The sequence below is a fragment of the Streptomyces sp. NBC_00209 genome, from assembly GCF_045206345.1.
Classification (GTDB): domain Bacteria; phylum Actinomycetota; class Actinomycetes; order Streptomycetales; family Streptomycetaceae; genus Streptomyces.
Window position 1 is genome coordinate 6,081,641 of record NZ_CP108121.1, and the last position, 15,134, is coordinate 6,096,774.

The 15,134-nt window shown below is 72.7% G+C and carries 12 protein-coding genes; 10 read left to right on the forward strand and 2 right to left on the reverse strand.

Going from position 1 to position 15,134, the window contains the following annotated elements; translation table 11 throughout:
* The first annotated feature begins 98 nt into the window (after nucleotides 1–98).
* Both metK and OG867_RS27730 read left to right on the forward strand, forming a co-directional pair.
* On the forward strand, nucleotides 99–1,307 hold the full coding sequence (gene metK / locus OG867_RS27725; RefSeq protein ID WP_328899222.1) for a methionine adenosyltransferase: 1,209 nt from the start codon (nucleotides 99–101) through the stop codon (nucleotides 1,305–1,307).
* Between the two features lie 128 nt (nucleotides 1,308–1,435).
* A complete protein-coding gene (locus OG867_RS27730; protein WP_406289388.1) occupies nucleotides 1,436–3,568 on the forward strand; it encodes a primosomal protein N' in 2,133 nt (710 codons plus the stop codon).
* A gap of 143 nt (nucleotides 3,569–3,711) precedes the next feature.
* Here the strand turns inward: OG867_RS27730 and OG867_RS27735 are convergent, their stop codons facing one another.
* Nucleotides 3,712–4,188, reverse strand: coding sequence for a hypothetical protein (locus OG867_RS27735; protein ID WP_161211039.1), 477 nt, complete (start codon nucleotides 4,186–4,188; stop codon nucleotides 3,712–3,714).
* 243 nt (nucleotides 4,189–4,431) lie between these two features.
* Between OG867_RS27735 and fmt the strand changes: the two genes are divergently transcribed.
* From fmt to OG867_RS27755, 4 genes are all read left to right on the forward strand, one after another.
* Nucleotides 4,432–5,364 carry a methionyl-tRNA formyltransferase gene (gene fmt, locus OG867_RS27740; protein ID WP_406289392.1) on the forward strand — a complete coding sequence of 311 codons (933 nt, stop codon included), beginning with the start codon at nucleotides 4,432–4,434 and terminating at the stop codon, nucleotides 5,362–5,364.
* A 120-nt stretch (nucleotides 5,365–5,484) separates the two neighbouring features.
* On the forward strand, nucleotides 5,485–6,918 hold the full coding sequence (locus OG867_RS27745) for a transcription antitermination factor NusB (protein WP_328899219.1): 1,434 nt from the start codon (nucleotides 5,485–5,487) through the stop codon (nucleotides 6,916–6,918).
* 114 nt (nucleotides 6,919–7,032) lie between these two features.
* Nucleotides 7,033–7,716 (forward strand): ribulose-phosphate 3-epimerase, encoded by a 684-nt coding sequence (gene rpe, locus OG867_RS27750; protein ID WP_328899218.1) that lies wholly within the window; start codon nucleotides 7,033–7,035, stop codon nucleotides 7,714–7,716.
* A 138-nt stretch (nucleotides 7,717–7,854) separates the two neighbouring features.
* Nucleotides 7,855–8,871: a sugar-binding transcriptional regulator gene (locus OG867_RS27755; protein ID WP_406291197.1), complete on the forward strand. Its 1,017-nt coding sequence runs from the start codon at nucleotides 7,855–7,857 to the stop codon at nucleotides 8,869–8,871.
* Nucleotides 8,872–8,948: 77 nt separating this feature from the next.
* Here OG867_RS27755 and OG867_RS27760 read toward each other — a convergent pair whose 3' ends face one another.
* A complete protein-coding gene (locus OG867_RS27760) occupies nucleotides 8,949–9,971 on the reverse strand; it encodes a terpene cyclase (protein WP_406289396.1) in 1,023 nt (340 codons plus the stop codon).
* A 307-nt stretch (nucleotides 9,972–10,278) separates the two neighbouring features.
* Here OG867_RS27760 and OG867_RS27765 point away from each other — a divergent pair, with 307 nt between their 5' ends.
* From OG867_RS27765 to OG867_RS27780, 4 genes are all read left to right on the forward strand, one after another.
* On the forward strand, nucleotides 10,279–11,745 hold the full coding sequence (locus OG867_RS27765) for a GuaB1 family IMP dehydrogenase-related protein (RefSeq protein WP_406289398.1): 1,467 nt from the start codon (nucleotides 10,279–10,281) through the stop codon (nucleotides 11,743–11,745).
* Between the two features lie 97 nt (nucleotides 11,746–11,842).
* Nucleotides 11,843–12,286, forward strand: coding sequence for an Lrp/AsnC family transcriptional regulator (locus OG867_RS27770; protein ID WP_161208500.1), 444 nt, complete (start codon nucleotides 11,843–11,845; stop codon nucleotides 12,284–12,286).
* A gap of 285 nt (nucleotides 12,287–12,571) precedes the next feature.
* Nucleotides 12,572–13,369 carry a carbon-nitrogen hydrolase family protein gene (locus OG867_RS27775; RefSeq protein ID WP_406289401.1) on the forward strand — a complete coding sequence of 266 codons (798 nt, stop codon included), beginning with the start codon at nucleotides 12,572–12,574 and terminating at the stop codon, nucleotides 13,367–13,369.
* Between the two features lie 51 nt (nucleotides 13,370–13,420).
* Complete coding sequence (locus OG867_RS27780) at nucleotides 13,421–15,121, forward strand: flavin monoamine oxidase family protein (RefSeq protein ID WP_406289404.1); 1,701 nt, start codon at nucleotides 13,421–13,423, stop codon at nucleotides 15,119–15,121.
* Nucleotides 15,122–15,134 lie beyond the last annotated feature (13 nt).

The window sequence follows — 15,134 nt, forward strand, 5'->3', positions numbered from 1 at the left end:
AGCCGACCGATAAACTGCTCCCTGGACCGTGCCGGGCGCAGCTCCCGGACCGTCCGCCCAATGATCAGCCAGCAGCCGCTGCAACCCCAGGGAGCGATGTGTCCCGCCGTCTCTTCACCTCGGAGTCCGTGACCGAGGGCCACCCCGACAAGATCGCCGACCAGATCAGCGACACCATTCTCGACGCGCTCCTGCGCGAGGACCCGTCCTCCCGCGTCGCCGTCGAGACCCTGATCACCACCGGTCTCGTGCACGTCGCGGGTGAGGTCACGACCAAGGCGTACGCCGATATTCCGACGCTGGTCCGCAACAAGGTCCTGGAGATCGGCTACGACTCCTCGAAGAAGGGCTTCGACGGTGCCTCCTGCGGCGTCTCGGTGTCCATCGGGGCCCAGTCCCCGGACATCGCCCAGGGCGTCGACACCGCTTACGAGAAGCGGGTCGAGGGCGACGAGGACGAGCTCGACAAGCAGGGCGCCGGCGACCAGGGCCTGATGTTCGGCTACGCCTGCGACGAGACGCCCGAGCTCATGCCGCTGCCGATCTTCCTCGCGCACCGGCTCTCCCGCCGGCTGTCCGAGGTCCGCAAGAACGGGACCATCCCGTACCTGCGCCCCGACGGCAAGACCCAGGTCACCATCGAGTACGACGGCGACAAGGCCGTCCGCCTCGACACCGTCGTCGTCTCCTCGCAGCACGCCAGCGACATCGACCTCGACTCGCTGCTCGCGCCCGACATCCGCGAGTTCGTGGTCGAGCACGTGCTGAACCAGCTCATCGAGGACGGCATCAAGCTCGACACCGAGGGCTACCGCCTGCTGGTCAACCCGACCGGGCGCTTCGAGATCGGCGGCCCGATGGGCGACGCCGGCCTCACCGGCCGCAAGATCATCATCGACACCTACGGGGGCATGGCCCGCCACGGCGGCGGCGCCTTCTCCGGCAAGGACCCGTCGAAGGTGGACCGCTCGGCCGCCTACGCCATGCGCTGGGTCGCCAAGAACGTCGTCGCCGCCGGCCTCGCCGCCCGCTGCGAGGTCCAGGTCGCGTACGCGATCGGCAAGGCCGAGCCGGTGGGCCTCTTCGTGGAGACCTTCGGCACCGCCGCGATCGAGACCGAGAGGATCGAGCACGCCATCGGCGAGGTCTTCGACCTCCGCCCGGCCGCGATCATCCGCGACCTCGACCTGCTGCGCCCGATCTACGCCCAGACCGCCGCGTACGGCCACTTCGGCCGCGAGCTGCCCGACTTCACCTGGGAGCGTACGGACCGGGTGGACGCGCTGCGCGCCGCCGCCGGTCTGTAAGCACCGCACCCGCCGGTCATCCGCCGGAGCCCGGACGCCGACACGGTGTCCGGGCTCCGGCGTTTCACGGCTTGGTGTGACGGAGACGGCCGGCGCCGTTGTCCGAGGCGTCTGGTAGGGATGGAGCTGTGAGCAGCGAGAACGAGCGGTCTGACGAGCCCGGGGCGCCGGAACAGCTTGCGCTGATCCGGGAGGCCGTCCGCCGGGCGGATGTGCCGCGCGCCAAACCGCGCACCTGGCGCGGTGCCGCCCTCGCCAAGGAGCTGCCCGTCGCCCGCGTCCTCGTCAACAAGGGCGCGCTCCCTCTCGACCAGTACTTCGACTACGCCGTCCCCGAGGAGCTGGACGCCGCCGCACAGCCCGGGGTGCGCGTCCGGGTCCGCTTCGGCGCCGGGGGCCGCAATGTGCGCGGCGGCCGGCGCGAGGGCGGCGGCCTCGTGGACGGCTTCCTCATCGAGCGGCTGGCCGAGTCCGACTACAACGGGGCGCTCGCCGCGCTCGCCTCCGTCGTCTCGCCCGAGCCGGTCCTCGGCCCCGGCCTCCTCGCCCTCGCCCGCGCCGTCGCCGACCGGTACGCGGGCAGCCTCGCCGACGTCCTCCAGCTCGCCGTCCCCCCGCGCAACGCGCAGGCCGAGGCCAAACCGTCGCCCGCGCCCCTGCCCGCCCCCGCGCCCCCCGCCCCCGGGAGCTGGGAGCGGTACCCGCAGGGCCCCGCGTTCCTCTCCGCACTGGCCGGCGGGGGCGCGCCCCGGGCCGTGTGGACCGCGCTGCCCGGACCGCACTGGCCCGCCGAGATCGCCACCGCCGTCGCCGCGACGCTGTCCTCCGGGCGCGGCGCCCTCGTCGTCGTCCCCGACGGGCGGACCGCCGGCCGGGTCGACGCCGCGCTCACCGCCCTGCTCGGCGAGGGGCGGCACGCGCTGCTCACCGCCGGATCCGGGCCCGGGAAGCGCTACCGGGAATGGCTCGCCGTGCGGCGCGGCTCCGTCAGGGCGGTGGTGGGGACCAGGGCGGCGATGTTCGCTCCCGTCGCCGACCTCGGGCTCGTCGTCGTCTGGGACGACGGGGACTCCAGTCACAGCGACGACCGCGCCCCCTTCCCGCACGTCCGCGAGGTCCTGGAGCTGCGGGCCACGCACGGCCGGTGCGCCTTTCTGCTCGGCTCCGTCAGCTGCACGGTGGAGGCCGCGCAACTCGTGGAGAGCGGGTGGGCGCTGCCGCTGCGCGCCGACCGGGAGCAGGTGCGGGGGGCGGCGCCCGTCATCCGCACCGTGGGCGACGGCGAGCTCGCCCGGGACGGGGCCGCCCGGGTCGCCCGACTGCCCAGCCTCGCCTGGCAGACCGTCCGGGACGGGCTGCGCGCCGGTCCGGTGCTGGTCCAGGTGCCCCGGCGGGGTTACGCCCCCCGGCTCGCCTGCGAGCGCTGCCGGGAGCCCGCCCGGTGCCGGCAGTGCGCGGGGCCGCTGGAGGCGCCGGACCAGCAGGGCCTGAACTGCGCGTGGTGCGGGCGGGCCGAGACGTCCTGGCACTGCGTGGCCTGCGGGGGGCGTCGGTTGCGCGCCCAGATCGTGGGGGCCCGGCGCACGGCGGAGGAGCTGGGCCGGGCGTTCCCGGCGGTGCCGGTGCGGACGTCCGGGCGTGACCATGTCCTCGACTCGGTGCCGGACCAGCCCGCGCTGGTCGTCAGCACGCCGGGCGCCGAGCCGGTCGCCGAGGGCGGGTACGCGGCGGCGCTCCTGCTCGACGGCTGGGCGATGACCGGCCGGCCCGATCTGCGTGCCGGTGAGGAGGCACTGCGCCGGTGGACGGCCGCCGCCGCGCTGGTCCGGGGGCGGCCGGAGGGCGGCACGGTGGTCGTCGTCGCCGAGCCGACGCTGCGGCCCGTGCAGGCGCTGGTCCGGTGGGACCCGGTCGGGCACGCCCGGCGGGAGCTGGCGGAGCGGGCCGAGCTGGGCTTTCCGCCGGTGTCCCGGATGGCGTCGGTGACGGGGGAGCCGGGGGCGCCGGCCGCGTTCCTCGCGGCGGCGCGGTTGCCCGGGGACGCGGAGGTGCTGGGGCCCGTGCCGGTGCCGGCCGCGGAGCCGGGGCGGCCCCGGCGGACGTTCGAGGCGCCGGTGGGGGAGGTCTGGGAGCGGGCGCTGGTGCGGGTGCCGCCCGGGAGTGGGGCGGCGTTGGCTGCGGCGTTGCGCGCTGCGCGCGTGGCGCGCGGCGGGGGTGGGGAGGCGGTGCGGGTGCGGGTGGATCCGGTGGACATCGGCTGAGGTGTTTGTCCTCAATCGCCGGACGGGCTTGATTGTGCGGGCGGGCTTGGTTTTGCGCGGGTGCGTTTGGGCGCAGGCGCGGTTGGTGCGTGAGCGGGTCGTCCCCTCGCGTGTGCGAAGGGACGACCCGCCTCACCCCCAGGTCAACCGTTGCGGGGGCCCGGGAAGGGGTTGGGGCGGTCTGTGGGGGGTTGGGGGGCTCGGGCGGCGGGGACCGTGGGGCCGCGTTGGGGGATGACCTCCGCGGACTCGGGTGCCGTGGGCTGCGGGGTCGTGCGCCGTGATCCGTAACGGCGGTGGACGGCCTGCTTGGTGACCCCGAGCGCGGAGCCCACCGCGTCCCAGGAGAAGCCCAGCGAGCGGTCGAAGTCCACGGCCGCCGTGACCAGCGTCTCGACGCTGTCCCGCAGTTCCTGGGCCAGTCTGACCGTCGGGGCCGGGGCCCTGCCGTAGACGACGAAGCCCGCGGACGGGCCGGAGCGGCGCGGACGGTAGACGTTGCCCAGCTGTGCGGTGAGCGTGCGCAGTGCGTCCACCTGCCGCCGGACCCGCTCGATGTCCCGCACCAGGAGATGCAGGCTGGCCCGCGCTTGGGCGTCGTGGGTTGCGTGGTCGGCCATGAAGAAGCCTCTCGAACCGGCGTTGAAAGGGATCGGGCCGCACCAGGGCGGCTCGCTTCGGTCAATCTCTCTTGACCAACGCCGCACCGGGGGATCTGGTCACGCTCGGGGGGCGTATGCGCACCTGCGAGGGGCGCGCGACAGTGCGTACGCCCCCCGGCCCGCCGCCCCATAGACTTGTGCGTTGCTCGTCACCGTAACGTTTCGGCCTGAGAGTCCGGCCTGAGAGGCAGTCAGCCACCCATGAAGCTCGTCTTCGCAGGCACCCCCGAGGTAGCCGTTCCCGCACTCGACGCCCTGATCGCCTCCGGCCGGCACGAGGTGGCCGCCGTCGTGACCCGGCCCGACGCGCCCGCGGGGCGTGGCCGGCGACTGGTGGCCAGCCCGGTCGCCGAGCGCGCCGAGGAGGCCGGGATCGAGGTGCTGAAGCCCGCCAGGCCCCGGGACGAGGACTTCCTCGCGCGGCTGCGCGAGATCGCGCCGGACTGCTGCCCGGTCGTCGCGTACGGCGCGCTACTGCCCAAGGCGGCGCTCGACATCCCCGCGAAGGGCTGGGTCAACCTGCACTTCTCGCTGCTGCCCGCCTGGCGCGGCGCGGCCCCCGTGCAGCACGCGGTGATGTCCGGCGACGAGGTGACCGGGGCGTCCACCTTCCTGATCGAGGAGGGCCTGGACTCCGGGCCGGTCTACGGCGTCCTGACGGAGGAGGTCCGCCCGACCGACACCAGCGGCGATCTGCTGACCCGGCTGGCGTTCGCCGGGTCCGGGCTGCTGGCCGCCACCATGGACGGCATCGAGGACGGCACCCTGCACGCTGTCCCGCAGCCCGCCGACGGGGTCACCCTCGCGCCGAAGATCACCGTCGAGGACGCCCAGGTCCAGTGGTCCGCGCCCGCCCTCCGCGTCGACCGCGTCATCCGCGGCTGCACCCCCGCCCCGGGCGCCTGGACGCCGTTCCGGGGCGAGCGCCTGAAGCTCGTCCAGGCCACCCCCGCCGTGGACCGGTCCGAGCTGGCGCCCGGTGAGCTGTCGGTGGGCAAGAACAACGTGTTCGTCGGCACCGGGTCGCACGCGGTCGAGCTGCTGTGGGTGCAGCCGCAGGGCAAGAAGCCGATGCGCGCCGCCGACTGGGCGCGCGGGGTGCGCATCGCCGCCGGCGAGCTGGTCGGGAGCTGATCCCCGGGGCGGGGCGCAGGAGCTGATCCCCGGGGGCGGGGCGCGGGGACCGATCACCCCGGGGCGGGGACGTAGGCTGGGAGGGTTCGCCCTCTCGATATTCAGCGGAGCACCTTTCACGTGAACGACCAGCCGCGTCGCCGTCCCGCCAAGCCGCACCGCCGTCCCCAGAAGGACCCGGTCCGCTTCCTGGCCTTCGAGGTCCTGCGGGCCGTGGACGAGCGCGACGCGTACGCGAACCTCGTCCTGCCCCCGCTGCTGAAGAAGGCCAGGGCCAAGGGCGACTTCGACCACCGCGACGCCGCCCTGGCGACCGAGCTGGTCTACGGGACGCTGCGCCGCCAGGGGACGTACGACGCGATCGTCGCCGCCTGCATCGACCGGCCGCTGCGCGAGGTGGACCCGCCGGTCCTGGACGTGCTGAACATGGGCGTGCACCAGCTCCTTGGCACCCGTATCCCGACCCACGCGGCCGTCTCCGCGAGCGTGGAGCTGGCCCGGGTGGTGCTGGGGGAGGGGCGCGCCAAGTTCGTCAACGCCGTCCTGCGCAAGGTGTCCGCCGACGACCTCGACGGCTGGGTCGCGAAGGTGGCCCCCTCCTACGAGGACGACGCCGAGGACCACCTCGCGGTCGTCCACTCGCACCCGCGCTGGGTCGTCTCCGCGCTCTGGGACGCGCTCGGGGGCGGCCGCGCCGGGATCGAGGACCTGCTCGACGCCGACAACGAGCGCCCCGAGGTCACCCTCGTCGCCCGCCCCGGCCGCTCCACCACGGACGAGCTCACCGAGGAGCTGGGCGAGGACAACGCGCTGCCCGGCCGCTGGTCGCCCTACGCCGTGCGGATGGCCGAGGGCGGCGAGCCCGGCGCCCTGACCGCCGTGCGCGAGAGCCGGGCCGGGGTCCAGGACGAGGGCAGCCAGCTCGTCGCCGCCGCCCTGGCGGCCGCCCCGCTGGAGGGCAGCGACGCCCGCTGGCTCGACGGCTGCGCGGGCCCCGGCGGGAAGGCCGCCCTGCTCGCCGCCCTCGCCGCCGGCCGCGGCGCCGCCCTGCTGGCCGCCGAGAAGCAGCCCCACCGGGCCCGCCTCGTGGAACGCGCGCTGGCCGGCAACCCCGGCCCGTACCAGGTGATCACCGCCGACGGCACCCGCCCGCCGTGGCGCCCCGGCAGCTTCGACCGGGTCCTGATGGACGTGCCGTGCACCGGGCTCGGCGCGCTCCGCCGTCGCCCCGAGGCCCGCTGGCGCCGTCGTCCGGAGGATCTGGAGAGCTTCGCGCCCCTCCAGCGCGGGCTGCTGCGCGAGGCGCTGAAGGCCGTACGCGTCGGCGGTGTCGTCGGGTACGCGACCTGCTCGCCGCACCTCGCGGAGACCCGGGTCGTCGTGGAGGACGTGCTCAAGGGACGCGGCGGGGCGCCCGTCGAGGCGGAGTGGATCGATGCCCGTCCGCTGCTGCCGGGCGTGCCCGCGCTGGGCGACGGACCCGACGTCCAGCTCTGGCCGCATCTGCACGGCACCGACGCGATGTACCTGGCGCTGCTCCGCCGTACCGCCTGACCGCGGGCCCCTCACCGGGGCGAAACGCCGGGAATGCGCGAACCGTAATGATCCCGTGAGCCTTTGGAGCGCACCGAGGCCGGGAAGTGACGCAGAACATGGCAGGCTTGGCCCATGGCCCAGATCAACCCGAGTATTCTCTCCGCCGATTTCGCGCGCCTCGCCGATGAGGCCAAGGCCGTGGAAGGTGCCGACTGGCTCCATGTCGATGTCATGGACAACCACTTCGTGCCCAATCTGACCCTCGGCGTTCCGATCGTGGAATCGCTGAGCAGGGCCACGGACACGCCGCTGGACTGCCATCTGATGATCGAGGACGCGGACCGCTGGGCCCCGCAGTACGTCGAGGCGGGGGCCGGGTCGGTCACCTTCCACGTCGAGGCCGCCGCCGCCCCCGTGCGGCTGGCCCGGGAGATCCGCGCCAAGGGCGCCCGCGCCTCCATGGCGCTCAGGCCGGCGACGCCCATCGAGCCGTACGAGGACCTGCTCCCCGAGCTCGACATGCTGCTGATCATGACCGTGGAGCCGGGCTTCGGCGGCCAGGCGTTCCTGGACATCATGCTGCCGAAGATCCGCCGCACCCGTGAGCTGATCTCCAAGCACGGGCTCGATCTGTGGCTCCAGGTCGACGGCGGCGTCTCCGAGTCCACCATCGAGCGGTGCGCCGAGGCCGGCGCCGATGTCTTCGTCGCCGGCTCCGCGGTCTACGGGGCGGGCGACCCGGCCGCCGCGGTGCGGGCGCTGCGCGCCCAGGCCGACGGGGCCATCGGAGCGGCCGGCTGGGCCTGCGCGCACTGAGTCCGGGGCGGGCGAGCGTCGCGCGGGCCAAGGGCAGATGAACGGGGTCCGACGGGACCCGGCAGGGATCGCCGTATCTGACAGGATGAACGGCGTATCAAGAGCGTGAACAGCAGTGAGGAGAACGCGGTGTCTGCAATGTCGGCGGGCCGGTCCGCCCTGCGGATGGGGCCCGCGGAGCTGGTGCAGGCGGCGGCCATGGCCCGCCGCTTCTACCTTGAGGGCAAGTCCAAGATCCAGATCGCCGAGGAGTTCGGCGTCAGCCGCTTCAAGGTCGCCCGGGTGCTGGAGACCGCCCTGGAGCGCGACCTCGTACGCATCGAGATCCGGGTCCCCGCGGAACTGGACGCGGAGCGCTCCGACGCGCTCCGGGCCCGCTACGGGTTGCGCCACGCGGTCGTCGTGGAGTCCCCGGCGGAGGAGCAGGACGACGCGGCGGACCCGGAGAACCTGGGCGAGGTCGCGGCCGACCTGCTCGGCGAACTGGTGGCCGAGGGCGATGTGCTCGGGCTCGCCTGGGGCCGCTCCACCATCCATATGGCCGCCGCCCTCGACCGGCTGCCCCCGTGCACGGTCGTGCAGCTCACCGGGGTGTACGACGCGGGCACCGCCGAGCGCGGTTCGGTGGAGGCCGTGCGGCGCGCCGCCCAGGTCTCCGGGGGCGAGGCCCACCCGATCTACGCGCCGATGCTGCTGCCCGATCCGGCGACGGCCGCCGCGCTGCGCCATCAGACGGGGATCGCCCGCGCCTTCGAGTACTTCGACAAGGTGACGGTCGCGGCCGTCTCCATCGGTTCCTGGGAGCCGGGCATCTCGACCGTGCACGACATGCTCTCCGACGAGGAGCGCCGGCACTACGCCTCGCTCGGCGTCGCCGCCGAGATGTCCGCCCACCTCTTCGACGCGGAGGGCCGCCGGGTCGGCCGGGACCTCGGCGAGCGGTGCATCACCGTCGAGGCGGACCGGCTGCGCCGGATCCCCGAGGTGGTGGCCATCGCGGGCGGGCAGCGCAAGGCCGCCGCGATCGGCGCGGTGCTGCGGTCCGGCCTGGTCACCAGCCTGGTGACGGACACGGCCGCCGCCGACTACCTCCTCACCGAGTCCGCCGCCCCGCGCCGGCCGGCCCTGGACCGCACGGACCCGGACAGTGACTGAGCCGTACGGGCCTACGGTCGTACGGGAGAGGGGCGAGCGGTCCGTGACCGCTCGCCCCTCTCCCGTACCGCCGGTGCTCAGTCCTGGGAGACGCCCAGGACCGTGGACTCCAGATACTGCTCGGGCTGCTCGTACTGGCTGACGTCGGCAGGGTTGTAGCGGGGCGTCTGGCGGGACCAGTCGAGATTGCCGCGCATCCAGCTGCGCATGCCGTCGAGATACGGCTCCAGCATCGGCGTCAGCTGCGGATACGCCTCCAGCAGTTCGGTCTCCGCCGTCAGGAAGCGCTCCGTCTCGACGGCGATCTCCGCGCAGACGTGCTCCAGCGCCTCCTGCTTGCCGTAGCCGCGGTGGTGGCGGACCAGGTGGACGAGGTTGTGGATCTCGCCGAGCACCTGCTCCTTCTCGTACGAATACACGTCATTGGCCCAGCAGACGTGGTTGCAGGACGCCTCCAGAGCGGTGATGAACCGGGGGTCGTTGTGGATCGAGGAGGGCGCCTCGATGCCCGCGACGATCTCTATCAGGTCCATGCAGACGATGATCGCGCCGGTGTGCCGGCGCTTCTCCACGTACAGCTCCTCCGACGGCACCACGTTCGCCGCCCGGTTCCCGGCTTCCCAGGTGGTGGCGGTGGTGAGGTACTTCTTCAGGTGCCAGGCGAACCTGCGCCGCCAGTGCACCGCCGCGGTCGGCGTCGTACGTTGCCACAGGTCGACGAGGGCCACCACGGCGGCGGGCAGCTCCTCGTTCTCCAGCACGCCGGTGCGGGTGCCCTCGACCACGGCCAGCATCAGGGCGACGACGTCCCGCACCCGCTCCGGGCTCCGGCCGAGATGGCCGTCGTCCAGTTGGTCGTCCACGAGGAAGAGCCAGACGAACCAGTCGGCGACCAGGTCCAGATTCTCACTGTCGGCGGTCGGGTAGACCATGCCGACGAACGCGCCGAAGTCCGCCTGCTCGAAACGCTCCCTGGCCGAATCCCGGTGCACCAGACCGGTGTTGCGGGTCCAGGTGTCCAGATGCTCCCGTACGTGGGTGACGTGCGGGTTCGTCCGCTGGGGGAACGGGCAGTAGATGTCCGGCAGTTCGTTCTCCACGGGCGGGTCGTGATCCTCTCCGGTCGTACGGGTGACGGAAGTTGAGCATGATCCGTCCGTTCCTCCGGGGCGTTGTGGTGACCCACGGGACCTGCGGGTTTGAAGCTACCTGACCCCTTGTCACCAGGTCCAGGGCGGATGATCGGGAATGGTTGAAAGCTGTTCGGGTAAGGTCCGGGGGTAAGGCAGGTGGCACTTGCCCGGGACTCCCGCAGCGGTTCTTTCGTAGGAACATACGAGTGCGGGAGTCATTTGCTGTGTCTTCGTGGAAGCGACCTGCGCCATTTCGTATGAAAAAATGAGTGTTATGCGTTTTCTTGAGCCCGGCACCGGTCGCTATACAGAGTCCCCCTCGGTTCCATACGACCTCACGTACGACGACGTCTTCATGGTCCCGGGCCGGTCGGCGGTTGGATCACGCCAGGCCGTCGACCTGTCCTCGCCCGACGGCAGCGGCACCACCATCCCCCTCGTCGTCGCGAACATGACCGCGATCGCGGGCCGCCGGATGGCCGAGACCATCGCCCGCCGCGGCGGGCTCGTCGTCATCCCGCAGGACATCCCGATCGAGGTCGTCACCGAGGTCGTCGCCTGGGTGAAGACGCGCCACCTGGTGCTCGACACGCCCATCGAGCTGTTGCCCGGCCAGACCGTCGCCGACGCGCTGTCCCTGCTGCACAAGCGCGCGCACGGCGCCGGGGTCGTCGTGGACGCCGACCGCCGGCCCGTCGGCGTGGTCACCGACCACGACCTGTCCGGCGTGGACCGCTTCACCCAGCTCTCCGAGGTCATGTCCAAGGACCTGGTCGTCCTGGACGCGGACATCGACCCGCGCGACGCCTTCAACAAGCTGGACGGCGCCAACCGCAAGCTCGCCCCCGCCGTCGACGCGGAGGGGCGCCTCGTCGGCATCCTCACCCGCAAGGCCGCCCTGCGCGCCACGCTCTACACCCCGGCCACCGACGCGGCCGGCAAGCTGCGGATCGCCGCCGCCGTCGGCATCAACGGCGACGTGGCCGGCAAGGCGAAGCAGCTCCTCGACGCGGGTGTGGACACCCTCGTCGTGGACACCGCGCACGGTCACCAGGAGTCCATGATCAGCGCGGTGCGCGCGGTCCGGGCGCTGGACCCGCAGGTGCCGATCGTGGCGGGCAACATCGTCGCCGCCGAGGGGGTGCGCGACCTCATCGAGGCCGGCGCGGACATCATCAAGGTCGGTGTCGGACCCGGTGCCATGTGCACCACCCGCATGATGACCGGCGTGGGCCGCCCCCAGTTCTCGGCCGTGCTGGAGTGCGCCGCCGAGGCGAAGAAGTACGGCAAGCACGTCTGGGCCGACGGCGGGGTCCGCCACCCGCGCGACGTCGCCATGGCGCTCGCCGCCGGTGCCTCCAACGTGATGATCGGCTCCTGGTTCGCCGGGACCTACGAGTCCCCGGGCGACCTCCAGCAGAGCGCCGACGGCCGCTTCTACAAGGAGTCCTTCGGCATGGCGTCCGCGCGTGCCGTGAAGAACCGGACCTCCGACGAGTCCGCGTACGACCGCGCCCGCAAGGCGCTCTTCGAGGAGGGAATCTCCACCTCGCGGATGTTCCTGGACCCGGCCCGCCCCGGCGTCGAGGACCTGATCGACTCGATCATCGCGGGCGTCCGCTCCTCCTGCACGTACGCGGGCGCGGCCTCCCTCGCGGAATTCGCCGAGAAGGCCGTCGTCGGGGTGCAGAGCGCCGCCGGCTACGCGGAGGGCAAGCCGCTGCACGCCAGCTGGAGCTGACCCGTGGTCTACTGCCGGGGGGACGGCGCGTGCCGGCCCCCCGGCACAGTCATGCCCGGATCCGTCCGTGCCCCCGTAGAGAAGTGACCCGTACGACGTGCGACTGAACGACCTCGACGAACGCATCGTCCACGCCCTGGCCGAGGACGCCCGCCGCTCCTACGCCGACATCGGCTCGATCATCGGCCTGTCCGCGCCCGCCGTGAAACGCCGGGTCGACCGGCTGCGCGCCGAGGGGGCCATCACCGGGTTCACCGTGCGGGTGGACCCGGCGGCGCTCGGCTGGGAGACCGAGGGGTACATCGAGATCTACTGCAGCCGCAACACCTCCCCGGAGTCCATCAAGCAGGGGCTCGCCCGGTATCCCGAGGTCGCCTCCGCGTCCACGGTCACCGGCGACGCGGATGCGCTGGTCCAGGTCTTCGCGGCGGACATGCGGCACTTCGAGCAGGTGCTTGAGCGGATCGCGGGGGAGCCGTACGTGGAACGGACGAAGTCCGTGCTGGTGCTTTCGCCGCTGTTGCGGCGGTATCCGGGGTAGCGGCCGTCCGCTGGGTGGGCCGGGTCCTCCGGCGAGGGTTCCGTCCTCAAACGCCGGACGGGCTGGAATGGGCTGCTCCCGGCCGCAAAGCGGGGGTCGGGCCGGAATGGGCCCCGGGTCCTCGAAGCGCGGGTCGGGCCGGAGCGGCGCAATGAATCTTCGCGCCCCGCGCGAACCGCGCAACGGATCGGCCGTCGGTGCGCAACGCTCGCGTCTTGTTCGGGCCGAAGCGTGGAACGTACCGTTTCTACGTCCCCGCCCCGCCCGTATCGTCCGAGGTCAGCCATGCCGCCGTTGCGCACCGCCCTGTTCCAGAGCTCCGGGCGTCCCGGCTCGGTCGCCGGGTCCGTCGAGCTGCTGGCGGACGCCGCGCGCCGCGCCTCCGCCACCGGCGCCCGGCTCCTGGTCTGCCCCGAGCTGTACCTCACCGGGTACGCCATCGGCGACGACGTCCCCCGGCTGGCCGAGGCCGCCGACGGGCCAGCCGCCCGCGCCGTCGCCGAGATCGCCGTACGCCACGGGATCGCCGTCCACTACGGCTACCCGGAGCGCGAGGGCGACACCCTGTACAACTCCGCGCAGCTCATCGGCCCCGACGGCACCACGCTCGCCAACTACCGCAAGACCCACCTCTTCGGGGACTTCGAGCAGCGCTGGTTCACCCCCGGCGGGCAGCCCGTGGTCCAGGCCGAGCTGGACGGGGTCCGCCTCGGCCTGCTGACCTGCTACGACGTCGAGTTCCCGGAGAACGTACGGGCGCACGCCCTGGCCGGCACCGACCTCCTGCTGGTCCCGACCGCGCTGATGCACCCCTTCTCGTTCGTCGCCGAATCCCTCGTCCCGGTCCGCGCCTTCGAGAGCCAGCTGTACCTCGCGTACGTCAACCGCACCGGCCCGGAAGGCGCGTTCGACTTCACCGGGCTGAGCTGCCTGGCCGGTCCGGACGGCACGGTCCGCGCCCGTGCGGGGCGCGGCGAGGAACTGGTCACCGCCGACGTCGACCCCGCGCTGCTGGCCGCATCCCGGGCCGCCAACCCGTATCTCCGCGACCGCCGCCCCGGCCTGTACGGCTCCCTCGTCTGAGTCCGCCCGCCCCGTCACGTCTTCGCCCGTCCCGCAAGGAGCCCGTACCCCATGACCGCCGTGCCCCCCGCCGTCCAGCACACCGAGGAAGCGGCCCCGCCGATCACGATGTTCGGGCCGGACTTCCCGTACGCGTACGACGACTTCCTCGCCCACCCGGCGGGCCTCGGCCAGATACCGGCGACCGAGCACGGCACCGAGGTGGCCGTCATCGGCGGCGGGCTCTCCGGCATCATCACCGCGTACGAACTGATGAAGATGGGCCTCAAGCCGGTCGTCTACGAGGCCGACCGCATCGGCGGACGGCTGCGCACCGTCGAGTTCGAGGGCTGTGCCACCGACGGCGAACCGCTCACCGCCGAGATGGGCGCGATGCGCTTCCCGCCCTCCTCGACCGCCCTCCAGCACTACATCGACCTCGTCGGCCTGGAGACGAAGGCGTTCCCCAACCCGCTCTGCCCGGCCACCCCTTCGACCGTGGTCGACCTCAAGGGCGAGTCGCACTACGCCAGGACCATCGATGAACTCCCGCAGGTCTACCGCGATGTGATGGACGCCTGGAACCGCTGCCTGGAGGAGGGCGCCGACTTCTCCGACATGAACCGGGCGATGCGCGAGCGCGATGTGCCCCGGATCAGGGAGATCTGGACCCGGCTGGTCGAGAAGCTGGACAACCAGACCTTCTACGGCTTCCTCTGCGACTCCGACGCCTTCGCGTCCTTCCGGCACCGCGAGATCTTCGGCCAGGTCGGCTTCGGCACCGGCGGCTGGGACACCGACTTCCCCAACTCCATCCTGGAGATCCTGCGCGTCGTCTACACGGAGGCGGACGACCACCACCGCTCCATCGTCGGCGGCAGCCAGCGGCTCCCGCTGCGCCTCTGGGAGCGGGAGCCGCGGAAGATCACGCACTGGCCGCTCGGCACCTCGCTGTCCTCGCTGCACGGCGGCGAGCCGCGCGGGGCCGTCACCCGGCTGAACCGCACGGCCGGCAACCGGATCACCGTGACCGACGCCTCCGGCGACATCCGTACCTTCCGGGCGGCCGTCTTCACCGGGCAGTCCTGGCTGCTGCTCTCCAAGATCGCCTGCGACGACGCGCTCTTCCCGATCGACCACTGGACGGCGATGGAGCGCACCCACTACATGGAGTCGTCCAAGCTGTTCGTGCCCGTGGACCGGCCGTTCTGGCTGGACAAGGACGAGACCACCGGCCGCGACACGATGTCGATGACGCTGACCGACCGGATGACCCGGGGTACGTATCTGCTGGACGACGGGCCGGACCGGCCGGCGAGCATCTGCCTCTCGTACACCTGGTGCGACGACAGCCTGAAGTGGCTGCCGCTCTCGGCGACCGAGCGGATGGACGTCATGCTGAAGTCGCTCGGCGAGATCTACCCGAACGTCGACATCCGCAGCCACGTCACCGGCAACCCGGTCACCGTCTCCTGGGAGAACGAGCCCTGGTTCATGGGCGCGTTCAAGGCCAACCTGCCCGGCCACTACCGCTACCAGCGACGCCTGTTCACCCACTTCATGCAGGACCGGCTGCCCGCCGACAAGCGGGGCCTGTTCCTGGCCGGTGACGACATCTCCTGGACGGCCGGCTGGGCCGAGGGCGCCGTGCAGACCGCGCTGAACGCCGTGTGGGGCGTGATGACCCACTTCGGCGGCGCGACCGACGCGACCAACCCCGGCCCCGGCGACCGCTTCGACGAACTGGCCCCGGTCGAACTGCCCGAGGACTGAGCGAGGGCCCCGG

Bases quoted from the DNA above. Each gene is read 5' to 3' on its own strand.
- OG867_RS27735 (WP_161211039.1), bottom strand. From the start codon at position 4,188: ATGGCCGACCACGCAACCCACGACGCCCAAGCGCGGGCCAGCCTGCAT.
- fmt (WP_406289392.1), top strand. From the start codon at position 4,432: ATGAAGCTCGTCTTCGCAGGCACCCCCGAGGTAGCCGTTCCCGCACTC.
- rpe (WP_328899218.1), top strand. From the start codon at position 7,033: ATGGCCCAGATCAACCCGAGTATTCTCTCCGCCGATTTCGCGCGCCTC.
- OG867_RS27755 (WP_406291197.1), top strand. From the start codon at position 7,855: ATGTCGGCGGGCCGGTCCGCCCTGCGGATGGGGCCCGCGGAGCTGGTG.
- OG867_RS27765 (WP_406289398.1), top strand. From the start codon at position 10,279: ATGCGTTTTCTTGAGCCCGGCACCGGTCGCTATACAGAGTCCCCCTCG.
- OG867_RS27775 (WP_406289401.1), top strand. From the start codon at position 12,572: ATGCCGCCGTTGCGCACCGCCCTGTTCCAGAGCTCCGGGCGTCCCGGC.
- OG867_RS27780 (WP_406289404.1), top strand. From the start codon at position 13,421: ATGACCGCCGTGCCCCCCGCCGTCCAGCACACCGAGGAAGCGGCCCCG.